A 14,698-nucleotide genomic window follows, 5' to 3' on the forward strand; every position below is an offset into this window, starting at 1 on the left:
CGCACGCCGCCCGGCCGGCACCACGCGCCCTCGCGCATCGCAGGAGCAACGGCCCTCGACGCCACCGCGCGCAGGCGCCGCGGCCGGCCGCGCTCGCCCCGCTCCCCGGCCGCGGACCGGTCGGGTGGTGCGGTTCCGACAACCCTAACCCGGCCGTAAATAGAACGTAAAGAACTTTCCTGATCGGCAAGATCGCTTCGGCCGGTTCCCCGCCCCCGCCCGGCCGGGCGCGAAGCCCCGGAGCACGCACCAGAAAACGCCCCGGGGGAACGCCCCACCCAGGGGGAACGCCCGCAGGCGCCGGAGTCCATCCCGGCGCACGAGCCCCCGGACGCACCGGACCACGGCCACCCCGGAGAACCCGCCGCCGCGGGGGAAACCCCGGGGCCCTTGGGGTACCCGGGATGCCGGAACAGAGTGCGACAGGCCCGCGGAGGGCCGGGAAGGGAGCCGGGAATGCCACGCGCGGTGAGGTTCGAGGAGTACGGGGAGAGCGACGTGCTGCAGGTGGCGGACGTGGAGCCGCCCGTCCCCGGGCCGGGACAGGTGGTGGTCCGGGTGAAGGCGGCCGGGATCAACCCGGGCGAGGCCGCCATCAGGCGCGGGGCGCTGCACGAGATGTGGCCGGCGACCTTCCCCTCGGGGCAGGGCAGCGACCTGGCCGGCCTGGTCGCCGAGGTCGGCCCCGGCGTGGGCGGGATCGAGCCGGGCGACGAGGTGATCGGCTTCACCGACGAGCGCGCCAGCCAGGCGGAACTGGTCGCCGTCGACGCCGGCAACCTGGCCAGGCGCCCGCCCGGAGTGCCCTGGGAGGCGGCCGGCGGCCTGTTCGTCGCGGGCACCACCGCCTACGCCGCGGTGCGCGCCGTCGGCGCGGGCGTCGGGGACACGGTGGTGGTCTCCGGGGCGGCCGGCGGGGTCGGCTCGGTGGCGGCCCAGCTCGCGCGGAACCGGGGCGCCACGGTCATCGGCCTGGCGAGCCCGCCGCACCACGACTGGCTGGCCGAGCACGGCATCGTGCCCGTCGCCTACGGCCCCGGCGTCGCGGAGCGCATCACGGCCGCGGCCGGCGGCCCGCCGGACGCGTTCATCGACACCTACGGCGGCGAGGGCGACGGCTACGTGGGCCTCGCCGTGGAGCTGGGGGTCGCCCCCGAGCGCATCGACACGATCATCGACTTCGGCGCGGCCAAGCGGTACGGGGCCAAGACGGACGGCAACAGCGCCGCGGCCGGCGCCGACGTCCTCGCCGAACTCGCCGCCATGATCGACGCGGGAGACCTGGAGATCCCGGTCAGCGAGACCTACCCCCTGGAGGAGGTCAGGGCCGCCTACGAGGCCCTGGAACGCCGGCACACCCTCGGCAAGATCGTGCTGATGCCCTGATGCCCTGATGCCCTTGCCGACCTGAGGGCCCGCCGGCGCCCCCGGGCCGCCCGGCCCGCGCCCGGCGGGCTCCCGGGCGCGGGCCCGCGCCGCTACCCGGCGAAGGCGGGCTGCGGAAGGCCCACCCCCGCGTCCGGCACCACCAGCACGGAGCCCGCCAGCGGCTCCCGCTCCGCGTCCACGCCGACCCGCGCCGTCGTGACGTAGAGGTCCCGCAGCCCCGCGCCCCCGAAGGCGCAGGCCGTGGGCCGGGACACGGGCAGCTCCAGGGTCCGGTCCAGCCTGCCCTCCGGGGTGTAGCGCCGCACGGCGCCCCCGTCCCAGAACGCCGCCCACACGCAGCCGTCCGCGTCCACCGTCAGGCCGTCAGGGGAGCCGGGCACGCCGGAGGCGTCCACCAGCGGCCTGCGGTCGCGCACCCCGCCGTCCCCGTCCACCGTGAACACGTCGATGCGCCGGGTCGGGGTGTCGATGTAGTACATCAGCGCGCCGTCCGGGCTCCACCCCAGGCCGTTGCTGACCGTCGCGTCCGGCAGCACGGTCACCGCGGCGCCGTCCCCGGTGACCCGGCTGAGCGTGCCCCCGCCCGGGGCCTCGTCGTACCGCATCGTGCCCGCCCACAGCGCGCCGTCGGGCGCCACCGCCGCGTCGTTGCCGCGGCGCCCCGGCACCGGCTGGTGCAGCAGCCAGCGGAACGCGCCCTCCTCGTCGTAGAGGCCGACGCCGTCCCTGAGGTTGACCACGAGGCCGCCGCCCGCCCGTGGCTTGGCCGCCCCGACGTGCTGCTCGGCGACCAGCACGGTCTGCCGCCCGCTCGCCGGATCGAAGCCGTGGACGCGGGCCCCCAGGATGTCCACCCAGATCAGCCGTTCGGCCGCCGGGTCCCAGGTCGGCCCCTCGCCGAGCTCGGCGCTCGCCTTCACCGCGATGTCCATCCTCGTCACCTTCCCCGGCGGCCCGCCGCGCCCCCTGTGCGGCGACGTGCGCCGCGGCCCGGCGCCGGGGGCGGCGCCGCCGTGTGGTTCTGTCCCGGGCCGTGCTCTGCGTTGCCGGTCCTGCGCGCGCCCGCCTCAGCCGCGCGCGTGGTGGCCGAGCCGCTCCGAGAGCCGGCCGGCGCCCTCCACCGCGAGGCCGGTCAGCTCGCGCTGCCGCTCCTCGCTCCAGCGGATCATCGGCACCGAGATGCTCAGCGCCGCCACCACCTGCCCCGAGCGGTCGAGCACCGGCGCCGCCACGCAGCTGACGTCGGGGTTCGACTCGCGCTGCTCGGCGGCCACCCCCCGCTCCCGCACCTCGTCCAGCACCCGGCGCAACTCGGCCGCGTCGGTGATGGAGTTGGGCGTCATGGCCGCCAACTCGCCGTCCTTCGGGAGCCGTTCGTCCAGCTCCTCGGCCGGGAGCGAGGCGAGCAGCATCTTGCCGACGGCCGTGCAGTGCGCGGGCAGGCGGCGGCCCGCGGCGGAGACCATCCGCACCGCGTGGGTGCTGTCCACCTTGGCGACATAGATCACGTCGGCGTCCTCCAGGACCGCGACGTGCACCGTCTCCCCGCAGGTCTCCGCCACGGCCCTGGCCACCTGCTGGCCCTCGGCCGCGAGGTCGAGCTGCTCGGCGTACCTGCTGCCGAGCTGGTAGGTGCGCACGCCCAGCCGGTAGCGGCCCGGCTGTTCGGGGACCGGGACGAGGTAGGAGCGGGCCGCGAGCGTGGTGACCAGCTCGTGCACCGTGGTCCGCGGAAGCTGGAGCCTGCGTGTGATCTCCGGCGCGGACAGCGTCCCGTCGCCGTCGAGAAAGAGCTCCAGTATGTCCAACGCCCGGCTCACCGCCGGTACGCGACGCCCCATGCCCGATGCCTCCCCGGCGTTCAGTCGTTCGACATCCCGGCTGCATTCCGGCATGTCGAACATACGCTAACCACCGGCCTTCACCCGGGGCAATGGGGGTGCCGCCCACTCCGGCCCCGCGGCCCGCCGCCCGGCCCGCTCGGCGACCACACCGGCCACCCGCGCCCCGGGCGCCTCACGCGGCGCAGACTAGCGGACGCCCGGCTAGCGCGCGGCCATGTCCCCGTCGTGCGCGGAGTTGCCCTGGGACGTGCCGTGAGAGGCGTCGTGGGAGTTGCCGTGGTCGCGCACGGCCCGCAGCCGCTCGGTCATCGCCCCGGGCAGCCGGTCGCCCGCGCGGTCGGCGACCGCTCCGGCCGCCACCGCGGCGGCCTGCCGCCCGGTCTGCGCGGCGGTGTCCATGCCGTTGCGCACCGCCGGGCTCTGCATCAGCCGCTGCGCGGCCTCCCGCAACTGCTCGTAACGCTCCCGGCCCGCGCGGGCGCCGAGCACGTAGCCGACGGCGGCCCCGGCTGCGAAAGTGAGCTTGTGCATGGGGATGCTTCCCTTCTCGCTCTGCCTGACTTCTCCTGGGTTCCCGTACCCCCCGTAACCGGGTGCCCGGATACCGATTTCGAAGCACCCCCTCACATGCGCTAATCTAAGGGCCGCGACGCAGTCCCGCGCCCGAGGTCGAGGTGCCGGACCCGCGCGGAGCAGTCCCCTGTAGCTCAATTGGCAGAGCAGCCGGCTGTTAACCGGCAGGTTACTGGTTCGAGTCCAGTCGGGGGAGCAGTCTTCTCGCAGCACTCGAAGGGCCCCATCCGGGGCCCTTTGTCTTTTTCCGTGCATCACTCCCCGGCGGCCGGGAACCGATCACCCCATGCCCGCTGTCCCTCCCCGTGTACGAGCGCCCCCGGACCGGGCGGCAGATCGTATGAGCAGCTATGCTGCGGCAGACGGCGCGCACACCTGTGCGCGGCACGCCGTTTCGGGGCGGTAGCTCAGCCGGTTAGAGCAACGGACTCATAATCCGTCGGCCGTGGGTTCGAGTCCCACCCGCCCTACGTCGGACCAAAGCCCTCACCAGCCAGCTCTCGCCGGTGAGGGCTTCCTGATGGGGGGCCAGTGCCGTTCGGAGGGCGCGGGCCGGCCCGCTGCCGGCCCGAGTGCCCAACGATCACGAAAGCCGAGAGCCGCCGGTAGCGCGCCGGCAACGGGCAGTCGTCCACCCGAGCGTCCGCATCAGCGGCTGCGGAGCAGGTCCTCCGTGTAGGCGGCCAGGCGGGCGGCGGCTTCGGGGGCGAGGGTCTTGAGGGACGTGTCGACCGGTTTACCCCGGTCGATCGCGGACAGCGAGTCCGCCGGCGGCCGATCGATCCATTCGACGATCGGCCGGACCGCGTCGGCGACCGGGCGGGCGAAGAGCTTCGCGAGCAACGTGATCGATCCCCGGACCAGCGGATTCGGGTGGCCGCCGGCCCCGCTGCGGGTGAATCCGGGATGGTAGAGAACGTAGCGCGTCTTGGTCCCCGCCTGGCGGGCGAACGCGACGCCCAGCAGGTCGTTCGCCCGGCCGGCCTGGAGCTGGGCGCGGACCTGGCCGTAGCGGCGCGTCAATTGGGGATCGTCCCAGTGGATCCGGCCCGCGGTGTTCCCGATCCCGGCCACGTTGATGATCACCGGATCAGGGCCGGCGTCGAGCAACGGACGCAATCGGTGGCTGAGGAGATAGCGGCTCAGGTAGTACAGGGCGAAGGTGGACTCCAGACCCTCCGTGGTCTCCCTGCGCCGCGGACTTACCCGGTTGGCGAACAGCGCCAGCGCATCGAGGGCGCTGTGCTGCTCGCGGATGTGGGCGATCACGCGCTCGGTCTCGGCGATCGAGGACAGGTCCGCCCGCAGGAACCGCAGGTTCGGATGGGCGGCCTGGTCGAGCAGGGCACGCCCCTTGGCCTCGTTGCTGCCGATCACGGTGACGTGGTCACCCCTCGCGAGCCGTTCCAGGGCGGTCGCACGGCCCATGCCGTCGGTCCCACCGCTGATGATCACGGTCTTCGATGGTTGGCTCGGCACGGCGCCCTCCCTAGGCTCGTCGGCAACGAACCCATCGTGAGCCGCCCCGTCGCCGGCTGAAAGAAGGCAGTTTCATGTCCGGTACGAACACCGGTGTTCCCTCAGTGCTCGCCCACGAACTCCCTCACCCGGTACCGGCCGGCGAGTTCGCCGCGTGCCCGGTCGGCGATGTGTTCCGGCGCGTGGGCGACCGGTGGAGCATGCTGCTGGTGATCCTGCTTGGCGGGCGCCCGTACCGGTACAACGAATTGCACCGCGCCATCGAAGGCATCAGTCAGCGCATGCTGACCCGCACGCTGCGCGGCCTGGAAACCGACGGGCTGGTGCGGCGCGAGGTGTTCCCGACGGTGCCGCCCAGCGTCGAGTACAGCCTGACCCCCCTGGGGCGGACCCTGCTCCCACCGCTGTCCGTACTGGCCGACTGGGCGGTGCAACACGAGGCAGAGATCAACGAGGCCCGATCCCGCCACCCCGGTGCCCGGGAGCGTGGGCGGTAACGGGCAAGCGGCCTGCCGTCCGGGATCGCCAGGACTGACCACGGTCGCCCCACGACGACGCCCGGCAACGCCTGGCCGGCGGCTCTGGCCGGCCAGGACCTGCCGGGGGCGACTCTGGAACGAATGACCGCGGGCAGGCCCCGGTCCTTCAACGCGGGCGGCGGGCGTTGAGCAGGGCGTTGAGGCGGGCGACCTGGCGGGTCAGGTGGTTGACCTCGGCGAGGTTGGGCGCCTTGTGGGCCGCCTCGGCGTACAGCCGTGCCGCCGTCGCCAGGTCGCCGTCGCGCTCGTGGAGGTACGCCGCCACCGCCGCGTGGCGGGGCAGCGAGGCGTCCAGTTCGGCGAGCGCCGCCAGCCCGGCGCGCGGCCCGTCGGCCTCCCCGACGGCGACCGCGCGGTTGAGCCGGACGACCGGGCTGCCGGTCAGGCGCGTGAGCTCGTCGTACCACTCCACGATCTGCACCCAGTCGGTCTCCTCGGCGCGCGGCGCGTCGGCGTGGAGTGCCGCGATGGCGGCCTGGGCCTGGAACTCGCCCAGCCGGTCGCGGGCGAGGGCCGCCTGCAGGATCGCGATGCCCTCGGCGATCAGCGCCGTGTCCCACCGGCCGCGGTCCTGCTCGGCGAGCGGCACCAGGCTGCCGTCGGGCGCGGTCCTGGCGGCGCGGCGGGCGTGGTGGAGCAGCATGAGGGCGAGCAGCCCGGCCACCTCGGGGTGGTCGACGCGGGCCGCGAGCTGCCGGGTGAGCCTGATGGCCTCGGCGGCGAGGTCGACGTCCCCCGAGTAGCCCTCGTTGAAGACCAGGTAGAGGACGCGCAGCACGGTGGCGACGTCGCCCGGCCGGTCGAAGCGCACGCCGGAGACGGTGCGCTTGGCCCGGCTGATCCGCTGCGCCATCGTCGCCTCCGGCACCAGGTAGGCCCGGGCGATCTGGCGGGTGGTCAGGCCGCCCACGGCGCGCAGCGTCAGCGCGACCGCGGACGCCGGGGTCAGCGAGGGGTGCGCGCACAGGAAGTAGAGCTGGAGCGTGTCGTCCACCGCGGGCGCGGGGCCGGGCGCCGGCTCGCTCTCGACGCGCTCCTCACGCCGGCGCCTGGCGTCCTCGGCGCGCCTCGCGTCGAGGAACTTGCGCCAGGCCACGGTGACCAGCCAGCCCTTCGGGTCCCGCACGGGGTGTTCCCCGTCGCCGGGGCCCGCGGAGGGGGCGGCCGGCCAGACCCGGAGCGCCTCGACCAGCGCCTCCTGCACGGCGTCCTCGGCCGCCGCGAAGTCGGCTCCGCGGCGGACGAGGACGGTGAGCACCTCCGGTGTGAGGCTCCTGAGCAGAATCTCGTTCATCGGCTTCTGTCGGTGAGGTCACTCCGTGATGGTGGGCGCCGCGCCCAGGAACGGGCGCAGCTCCAGCCACTCGTGGATCGGCTTGCCGCCCGCCCCCGGCGCGGCCGACAGCTCCCCGGCCAGCTCCACGGCGCGCTCGTAGCTGTCCACGTCGATGACCATCCAGCCGGCGATGAGGTCCTTGGTCTCCGCGAACGGCCCGTCGGTGACCGGCGGGCGCCCCTCGCCGTCGTAGCGGACCCACGCCCCCTCGGGGGCGAGCGCCTGCCCGTCGACGAACTCGCCGGTCTTCTCCAGCCGGGCCGCGAAGTCGTTCATGTACTTCACGTGGGCGGAGATCTCCTCCGGCGTCCACTGGGCCATCGGCACGTTGTTCACCGGAGCCGGGGCGCCGCGGTAGTGCTTCAGCAGCAGGTACTTGGCCATCGTGTCTCTCCTCGGTGCTCGTGCGGCCCATTCTGGCCGCGTTCACCCCGGGGACGGAGCCGGAAGCGGGTTCTCGACATCGCCGGCCGGATTTTTTTTCCGGCGTTTTTGCGGCCGGCCGTGGAGGGGGCCGGACGGGCCGCGCCCGCGCCGTCCGCTCGCCGGCCGGGGGCGGCCGGGGCCGGTCAGAACTGCGGGTCGAGGAAGGAGCCCCACTCGGCGATCTGGTCCCCGTACATGGACCAGGTGTCGGTGAGGATCGCCGTGTCCCAGTCGGGGTTGTCGGGGTTCAGCGTGGACTGCTGGACGTAGAAGCCGTCGTCCGGGATCAGGCAGTCCTTCCAGGTGTAGGTGCCGGAGCCGAGGTAGAGCGTGCGCTCGCCGGCCCCGATGATGCCCCACACGTAGTCGCCCGACCCCAGGGAGATGCGGCGTTCGACGCAGGAGGTGTCCATGCCGCGTTCGGGGTCGGCGGTCAGGAACTGTTCCTTGGTGTTGTAGGCCGTCGGGTGATCCTGGGCGGAGGCGTCGGAGGCGTCGGAGGCGGCGGCGGCGCCTGGGGCGGCCAGCGCGGCGAGGCCGAGCAGGGCCGTCACGGTCAGCAGGCCGCGCGGGATGCGTGCCACGATGTGGTTCCTTTCCCGAGGGACGATCGGTGCGCCGGGGCCCCGGCCCGGCGGGGCGGACCCGCCGCCTGCCGGCCGGGACCCCGGCCCGTTCAGCGTCGCGCGGCCCCGGCGGCACCGGTGCCGACCGGCCGCTGCTACGCCGCGGGACGCCGGGGCGCCGCCCGGGGGTCCCGGACGGCGCCCCGCCCCACGGGGGATCACCGCGTCCGGGCACTCACCACGTCTGGTAGTAGATGTCCCGGCCCTCGGCCAGGTCCCCAAAGGGGCCCTTGGTGTTGTCGGCGAAGCCGCCGGCCTCGGCCAGCACCGGAGGCACGTAGACCTCAGGCTCCTCTTCGCGCCTTCCCTGTTCCATGCCAACTCCCTTTCGAGCGGGGACGGTTGCCCGTTGCCGCAGGGATGCGTTCCCTCGTCCCGGCGGCCGGGATGCCGCAAACCGCCCGCGCAGGTGATCCGGGGTGCCGGGGGTGCCGTGCGGGCGCGAGTCGTCGGGTGTACGCCGCCTGGCGCGCGCCCGGCTGCCGGGGGCGGCTTGCCAAGCGGAACCGCGTTCCGTATCTTTGAATCCGGAGCGAGGTTCCGCTTTTCCTGGCCTCGCCCCGCCGGACAACGTGAGAAACGCAACGGAAGGCACTGCCATGCCCGACTCGAACACCGCGGACGCGCAGCGCGCCGCGCCCGCGCCCCCGCTGGTGATCTCCGCCGGGCCCGTGGTCCTGCCCGCCCCGGGGCGCGGCGAGGACCTTCAGGTCCGGGTGACCGCCCCCGCCACCGGAAGCGGCCTTCCCGTCCTCGTCTTCTCGCACGGCTTCGGCATGTCGATGAACGACTACGGGCCGCTCGCCGACTTCTGGGCCGCGCAGGGCTTCGTGGTGCTGCGGCCCACCCACCTCGACTCCAGGACGCTCGGCCTTCCCGCCGACGACCCGCGCACCCCGCGCATCTGGCGCCTGCGCATCGAGGACCTCACCCGCGTGCTGGACCGGCTCGACGTGCTGGCGGCCGCCGTTCCCGGCCTCGGCGGGCGCCTCGACCCCGGCCGTATCGCGGTGGCGGGCCACTCCTGGGGAGCCCAGACGGCGAGCACGCTGCTGGGCGCCCGCGTCCTCGACTCGCAGGGGGTGCCGGGCGAGGACCTGTCCGATTCCCGCGTGACGGCGGGCGTCCTGCTGGCCCTCGCCGGCCTCGGCGACGACCTGACCCCGTTCGCCGTGGACAACTTCCCCTTCATGCGGCCGTCCTTCGCGGGCATGACCGCCCCCGCGCTGATCGTCGCCGGGGACCGCGACCAGTCCCAGCTGTCCACGCGCGGGCCGGACTGGTTCACCGACGGCTATACCCACAGCCCGGGGGACAAGAGCCTGCTCACCCTGTTCGGCGCGGAGCACTCGCTGGGCGGCATCAACGGCTACGACTCCACCGCGACGACGGACGAGCACCCCGCGCGCGTGGCGCTGATCCAGCGGCTCAGCTCGGCCTTCCTGCGCAGCGCCCTCGACCCCGCCGACCCCGCCTGGAAGGTGGCGTCCGCCGCGCTGGCGGAGGAGCCGAACCCGCTGGGAACGCTGCGCAGCGCGTAGCCGCACCCGCGGGCCCCGCGGCGGCCATTCGCGGCGGCGGCCCGGGGTTCCTCGCGCGCGGCCGGGTTCCGGGCCCCGGAACCCGGCCGGCGCGCGCCCGATTGTCACGAACGTGTCTCGGAGTCCTTCGCCCGCGAACTCCGGCGGCGGCGCGGTTCTCTCACCGCTCGGAAGACCCACTCGCCAAGCGGAACCCCACGGTAAGGACAGCAGCATGCACGTTCGCAGGTTCTCGGTGCTCACCCTCGTCACCGTCGCCGCCGGCCTGGCGCTCACGGCCTGCAATGACGAGACCACCGGCGGCGCCTCCTCGTCCGCCGCCGACTCCTCCGTCACCGCCTCCGCCGACCCCGGCGTGCGGTGCACGGATCAACTCGACTACTCCGGGGACCCGCGGTCGAACGCGGAGATCAACTCGATCGGCGCGGAGACCGGGGAGTGCCCGGAGCCCGAGGGCGAGGGCGCGGGGTCGGACGGCGCGGGGTCGGGCGACGCGGCCTCCGGCGGTACGGCCTCGGATGGCTCGTCGGACGGTGCGGCGATCGATGGTTCCGCCTCGGACGGCGCGGGGTCGGACGGCGCGGGGTCGGACGGTGCGGCGGAGGCCGGGGTGCGGTGCACGGATCAGCTGAACTACGCGGGGGACCCGCGGTCGAACGCGGAGATCAACTCGATCGGCGCGGAGACCGGCGAGTGCCCGGAGCCCGAGGGCGAAGGCGCGGCGGAGGGCACCCCGGCGGAGCCCGGGGTGAGCTGCACCAACCAGCTGAACTACGCGGGCGACCCGCGGTCGAACGCCGAGATCAACTCCATTGGCGAGGAGACGGGCTACTGCCCGCCGGTCCTGGTGCCCTGACCCCGGCCCGGCCCCCGAACGAGGCGGCCTGCCGCCGGGGACGCCGTCCGGCACCACCCCCGCCCGCCCACGTGCCCCCGGCCGGCATCCCGCGCCCGCCGAGGCCCCTCGCCCCTACGCCGCCGGCGGAGACTCCCGCGTGCAGCGGGTGAGTTCGAGGACGGCCTGATTGGCGAGGAACCAGGGGGTGGCGGGATGGCCGTAGGGGAGGTGCGCGTCGGGACCTGGCCGCAGGCCGGCGTCGAACGCGCCGCCGAAGACGCCCCAGACGCGCGGCTTGCGGGAGCGGATGCGAACCGGCCGCTCAAGGTGGGGGCAGTGGTGGGCGGCCAGGTGGGCGCATGGCCGGCACACCGGAGGCTTGGTGCACAGCAGCCCTTCCGGCCAGCCAGGCGTGTCCTCGTGCGGTGGGGGCTGGCGCAGGACGAACAGCCAGCCCTTGGCGTCGCGGTCGGCGGGGCCGCCGCAGACCTGGCACAACAGGCCGAGCATGCAGGCGCGTTGCCGCTGGATGTGCATGGTGCGGTAGTTCGGGCGCCCGGAGCCGGGGCTGTCGGTCATGCGGGCCCAGAGCACGCCGTGCCGGTCACGGTCGGCGGGCGTCTCGTCCCGGTACCCGATGCCGTTGCCGTCCGGCCGCAGGACCAATCCGCTTCCGGTCTGCACCTCTTCGCCGCTCCAGGGCGCGGCGTAGGGCACGGGCAGCCGCTTGGGCCCCCAGGTCAGGACCCGGCCGGCCGGGACGGGGGTACCGGTGGCGGTCATCGCTGCTCCCCGGCGGTGTACGGCAGACGGGCGGGGGCCATGAACGTGGTGGCGGCGCGGGGAGTGGCGGCCCAGTTCGTGTGACAGCCGTGCGTACAGGGATCGAACGCGATCCCGAGGTGCGGCTCGGGCGGACGCGGCTCATGCTGCGTGCACTCCTCACAACGGCGCTCGGCACACGGGACGGAGATGAAGCGCGCGCGTGCGGGCGTTGGGGTGAGGGCCGCACGGAGGGCCGCCGGGTCCGTGAGGCAGTTCCCGGCCGGGGGCACTCGCCATCGCACCGGGAGGCCGCCGGACCACGGGCCGCAGCACCAACTCGCCGGGGGCACGGGCAGGTGCGCGCCTCGGCCGAGTGCGTCGGTGCCCGGCACCAGCCAGGTCGCGGCCGCGCCGGGAGGAAGCAGCCAGTAGGCGACGTGCCGCTCCCGGTCCTCGATGAGTGACGGCGGGCCGGCGGGGAATCGGCTCGCCACCCGAAGCGCGGCAAGGGCGGGAAGGCGCACGGCGTCGAAGTCCAGGCCGCACGGCAGGAGACGAACGCCCCCACCTGTGTGCGGCATCCAAGCGGGCAAGGGGATTGCGGTGGGCATGTGACACCCCCGTCATCGTCGGTGATCAAGGACACACCGACCGTATGGGCCGCAGGCGGGGTGAAGGGGCAGAGATTCTGCCCCTCGAACGGGCTTTCAGGGGTGCAGCATGCCGAGTTTCACCGCCAAGTGGGCGGCGCGCTCACGCCGTGCCGCGGAGCGCGCTTCCGTCTCCTCCAGCACGATCCGCCGGGCGTAGCCGTTGTAGCGGATCGTCTCGGGGGCGGCCTCGTGCGCCTTTTCCAGCGTCGAGAGCGCCGTCTCCGGCTGCCCCGCGAGTTGGTATCCCCTGGCCTCCTCGATACGGTGCCTGGCCCGCCGCGGCCTGGACGGGATGACGGTCGCGTCCGCCGCGGCGGCCTGGCGCACCGACTCCCCACCGGACCTCAACTCCACTGCCAGGGTGACCGCGTGGGCACCCATGATGGCCTGCGAAAAGCTCGTGATGGGGTGGTAGTAGCCCGACGGCAATCCTCCGGCCACCGCTCGCGCCCTGTCCCAGAAACCCCAGGCCACTCCCTTGTCGCCGCGTCGCGCGGCCGTGTATCCGGCCTCGAACCGAAGCGCCCCCGTGATCGCGCGCACGTCGTCCGAGGCGTCGGGGAGCAGCGGCTCCAGGTAGCGCAGGGTCGCGTGCGTCACCGCGTCGGCGGCCTCGTAGTGCGAGGGGCCCGTGTCCCGGTGCGCCTGTGTCATCAGCCAGGCGGCCACGCCGATGGCATGCGGATCCTCCGACTCCTGAGCCGCGACCATGCCACGCTCGGCCACGCGCCACAACAGCGCGGGTTCCGGCTGGTAGGCGAGGAAGAACTGGGTGAGGGCGTAGGTCTCGGCGAGCACCGCCTGCGCCGCCCGGCGGTGGCGTGCGGTCTCGGCCTGCCGCACGGCGAGTTGGGCATCGCGGATAAGCCCGGGAAGCAAGCCGCCGATGACGTCCCGGTGGTTGGCCGACCGGTGCCTGGCCGCCCACGCCCGCGAGAGCCGGGCCGCCAGGTGGGCCGGCGGAGGCGCCTGCCGGCCGGTCGGCCCGAGGGGATAGGCGTTGATCACCTCGGCAACCGCGGGCAGCCGCTGATGGCCGGGGCCGAGGAACAGGCTTGCCGACCGGGCCTGGTCCCCCGTCAGTTCGGAAAGGTCGCGGACCCGAAGCGCCTCGGCGATGCGCAGGATCATCGCCAGCCTCGGTGTGTGGAGCCTGCCTCCCTCGATCTGCTTCACCCACGAGGGGGACATGCCGACCAGCCCGGCCAGCACCGGGCGGCTCATTCCCCGGCGCGTGCGGAGGATCTGCATGCGCTGCCCGAACGTCAGCGGCTCCACGTACGGGTCCGGCTCGGCATCGAATGGCATGGCCCGCCCCTCTCCGAAACGGCTCGGCACCGCAAGGGTAGGGGCGCGCACCCGGGGTTGGTGTCCGCCCGCGGGAATTGCCTCCGGCAGCGGGACGGCCGGGGAGGAGCGGGTAAGTTCGGCCTCACCTGCCGGGGCGGTGGGACGTGTTGTCCTAGTCGTCCAGGTGGAGTCTTTCGGCGAGTTCGCGGACCGGTGAGGTGCGTCGGCGTTCCCTGGTGAGCAACTCGGCGGTCAGGCGGCGCGAGGTCGCGTGGTAGCGCATCCACTCGGGAGCCGTGGCCTCGGCGGCGAGCAGCGCGCGCACGGCGTGCGCGTCGTCCTGCAATTCCGCGTGGGCGAGGGCCTGGTCCACGTGGAACCGCGCGCGCCGGGCGCACACCCGCGAGGGGGCGGACCGGGCCGCCGCGTGGTCCGCTCGCCGAGGCATGGGGAGCGCAAGGACGGAGGGGGAGTCTCCCTCCGCGCGCACCTCGAACGTGCCTGGCTGGTGCCCCATCAGGACGGACGGCTCGACGTCGAGCGTGGCGGCGAGCGCGTTGAGCGTCGTCAGCCGTGCCGTCTGCCGTTGCCCCTGTTCGAGCTTGCGCACCACGTCGACGGAGAGGCCGGAACGCTCGGCGAGCTGCTCCTGGGTCAGTTTCCGCTTGGCGCGGAACCGGGCGATCCGGTCTCCGATGGTGAAGTCGGCATCCATCATGTGCCCCCCGCCGGAAGGTCGTGCGTCCACGCTACGTCGGCCAGGGCACCTGGTTCCACGCGGGCAGCGACGGGCTGGGGCGGTCGGGCCGTCAGGCTTCCGCGGGGCGGGGTACGGGCGCGCCGGTGGGGGTGCGGGAGCCGGGGCCTGCTCCGGGGCGGGTGCGGCGGCGGTGGTAGGCCAGGGCGACGGCCGCCAGCAGCGGGGCCCAGGCGAGCAGCGGCAGGTAGCAGGCGACGAACAGCACCCGCTGCGCCGTTCCGTCCACGATCCAGGGCCGGGTGGCCGCGTTGAGGAAGGCGAAGCCCCAGACGAAGGCCAGCCCGGCGGCCCCCAGGAGGGCGGGCACGACCGCGGTGCGCGTGCCGACGCGCCGCCCGCCGAGCAGCGGCACCCAGCCGGGGAGCACCTCGCCCCAGGGCCGCACCAGGCCGAGGGTCAGCAGGGCCAGCAACTCGGAGACCACGCTCAGGGACACGATGTACAGCCGTTCGCCGGGCCCGGTGCCGCTCATGTCGAAGCCGAGCGGCAGGCCCGCCACCAGGGCGATGCGCCACAGTCCCGAGGGCAGGGCGAGGCAGGCGGTGAGGTGGGCGGCGCGCACCGCCCAGCGCGGGGGAGGCGTTTCCATGCCGCTCATCGTGCGCGCGCCGGAGACCGGCCCGCTTCGCCCTCCGGTAC

Annotated in this window: 16 protein-coding genes and 2 tRNA genes; 6 read left to right on the forward strand and 12 right to left on the reverse strand. The window is 74.3% G+C overall.

The features are described 5' to 3' along the window. Window positions 1-456: 456 nt before the first annotated feature. The gene (locus tag D7294_RS04550) at window positions 457-1,386 is read left to right on the forward strand and encodes an NADP-dependent oxidoreductase (protein WP_120675738.1); all 930 of its coding nucleotides are present in this window, start codon (window positions 457-459) and stop codon (window positions 1,384-1,386) included. 92 nt (window positions 1,387-1,478) lie between these two features. Here D7294_RS04550 and D7294_RS04555 read toward each other — a convergent pair whose 3' ends face one another. The 3 genes from D7294_RS04555 to D7294_RS04565 form a co-directional block, all read right to left on the reverse strand. Then, window positions 1,479-2,321 carry an SMP-30/gluconolactonase/LRE family protein gene (locus D7294_RS04555; RefSeq protein WP_120675740.1) on the reverse strand — a complete coding sequence of 281 codons (843 nt, stop codon included), beginning with the start codon at window positions 2,319-2,321 and terminating at the stop codon, window positions 1,479-1,481. A 135-nt stretch (window positions 2,322-2,456) separates the two neighbouring features. Next, window positions 2,457-3,230 carry an IclR family transcriptional regulator gene (locus D7294_RS04560; RefSeq protein WP_120675742.1) on the reverse strand — a complete coding sequence of 258 codons (774 nt, stop codon included), beginning with the start codon at window positions 3,228-3,230 and terminating at the stop codon, window positions 2,457-2,459. A gap of 204 nt (window positions 3,231-3,434) precedes the next feature. Beyond that, window positions 3,435-3,764 carry a hypothetical protein gene (locus D7294_RS04565; RefSeq protein ID WP_120675744.1) on the reverse strand — a complete coding sequence of 110 codons (330 nt, stop codon included), beginning with the start codon at window positions 3,762-3,764 and terminating at the stop codon, window positions 3,435-3,437. Between the two features lie 165 nt (window positions 3,765-3,929). Between D7294_RS04565 and D7294_RS04570 the strand changes: the two genes are divergently transcribed. Next, window positions 3,930-4,002, forward strand: a tRNA-Asn gene (locus tag D7294_RS04570). Between the two features lie 200 nt (window positions 4,003-4,202). Beyond that, window positions 4,203-4,276: transfer RNA gene (locus D7294_RS04575), tRNA-Ile, on the forward strand. A 178-nt stretch (window positions 4,277-4,454) separates the two neighbouring features. Here the strand turns inward: D7294_RS04575 and D7294_RS04580 are convergent. Then, a complete protein-coding gene (locus tag D7294_RS04580; protein WP_120675746.1) occupies window positions 4,455-5,285 on the reverse strand; it encodes an SDR family NAD(P)-dependent oxidoreductase in 831 nt (276 codons plus the stop codon). A gap of 74 nt (window positions 5,286-5,359) precedes the next feature. Here D7294_RS04580 and D7294_RS04585 point away from each other — a divergent pair, with 74 nt between their 5' ends. After that, window positions 5,360-5,782 (forward strand): winged helix-turn-helix transcriptional regulator, encoded by a 423-nt coding sequence (locus D7294_RS04585; RefSeq protein WP_120675748.1) that lies wholly within the window; start codon window positions 5,360-5,362, stop codon window positions 5,780-5,782. Between the two features lie 148 nt (window positions 5,783-5,930). Here the strand turns inward: D7294_RS04585 and D7294_RS04590 are convergent, their stop codons facing one another. From D7294_RS04590 to D7294_RS31805, 4 genes are all read right to left on the reverse strand, one after another. Further along, window positions 5,931-7,118 (reverse strand): RNA polymerase sigma factor, encoded by a 1,188-nt coding sequence (locus D7294_RS04590; RefSeq protein WP_120675750.1) that lies wholly within the window; start codon window positions 7,116-7,118, stop codon window positions 5,931-5,933. An 18-nt stretch (window positions 7,119-7,136) separates the two neighbouring features. Then, window positions 7,137-7,544 (reverse strand): YciI family protein, encoded by a 408-nt coding sequence (locus D7294_RS04595; RefSeq protein WP_120675752.1) that lies wholly within the window; start codon window positions 7,542-7,544, stop codon window positions 7,137-7,139. 185 nt (window positions 7,545-7,729) lie between these two features. Continuing rightward, complete coding sequence (locus D7294_RS04600) at window positions 7,730-8,170, reverse strand: hypothetical protein (protein WP_120675754.1); 441 nt, start codon at window positions 8,168-8,170, stop codon at window positions 7,730-7,732. Window positions 8,171-8,387: 217 nt separating this feature from the next. Next, complete coding sequence (locus D7294_RS31805; RefSeq protein WP_158674566.1) at window positions 8,388-8,528, reverse strand: hypothetical protein; 141 nt, start codon at window positions 8,526-8,528, stop codon at window positions 8,388-8,390. A 283-nt stretch (window positions 8,529-8,811) separates the two neighbouring features. On the opposite strand from D7294_RS31805, the gene D7294_RS04605 reads away from it, so the two are divergent. Continuing rightward, entirely contained in the window at window positions 8,812-9,753 is a 942-nt protein-coding gene (locus D7294_RS04605; protein WP_120675756.1) for an alpha/beta hydrolase family protein, read from the forward strand. A 214-nt stretch (window positions 9,754-9,967) separates the two neighbouring features. Further along, window positions 9,968-10,609 (forward strand): hypothetical protein, encoded by a 642-nt coding sequence (locus D7294_RS04610; protein ID WP_120675758.1) that lies wholly within the window; start codon window positions 9,968-9,970, stop codon window positions 10,607-10,609. A 114-nt stretch (window positions 10,610-10,723) separates the two neighbouring features. On the opposite strand, the gene D7294_RS04615 is transcribed toward D7294_RS04610, so the two are convergent. The 4 genes from D7294_RS04615 to D7294_RS04630 form a co-directional block, all read right to left on the reverse strand. Next, entirely contained in the window at window positions 10,724-11,374 is a 651-nt protein-coding gene (locus D7294_RS04615; protein ID WP_120675760.1) for a hypothetical protein, read from the reverse strand. Between the two features lie 689 nt (window positions 11,375-12,063). Beyond that, window positions 12,064-13,317, reverse strand: a complete 1,254-nt coding sequence (locus D7294_RS04620; RefSeq protein ID WP_120675762.1) for a helix-turn-helix domain-containing protein — start codon at window positions 13,315-13,317, stop codon at window positions 12,064-12,066. A gap of 154 nt (window positions 13,318-13,471) precedes the next feature. Further along, entirely contained in the window at window positions 13,472-14,017 is a 546-nt protein-coding gene (locus D7294_RS04625) for a helix-turn-helix domain-containing protein (protein WP_120675764.1), read from the reverse strand. A 91-nt stretch (window positions 14,018-14,108) separates the two neighbouring features. Further along, complete coding sequence (locus D7294_RS04630; protein WP_241562101.1) at window positions 14,109-14,648, reverse strand: hypothetical protein; 540 nt, start codon at window positions 14,646-14,648, stop codon at window positions 14,109-14,111. Between the last annotated feature and the right edge of the window lie 50 nt (window positions 14,649-14,698).

Source organism: Streptomyces hoynatensis (genome assembly GCF_003626535.1).
Taxonomy (GTDB): domain Bacteria; phylum Actinomycetota; class Actinomycetes; order Streptomycetales; family Streptomycetaceae; genus Streptomyces; species Streptomyces hoynatensis.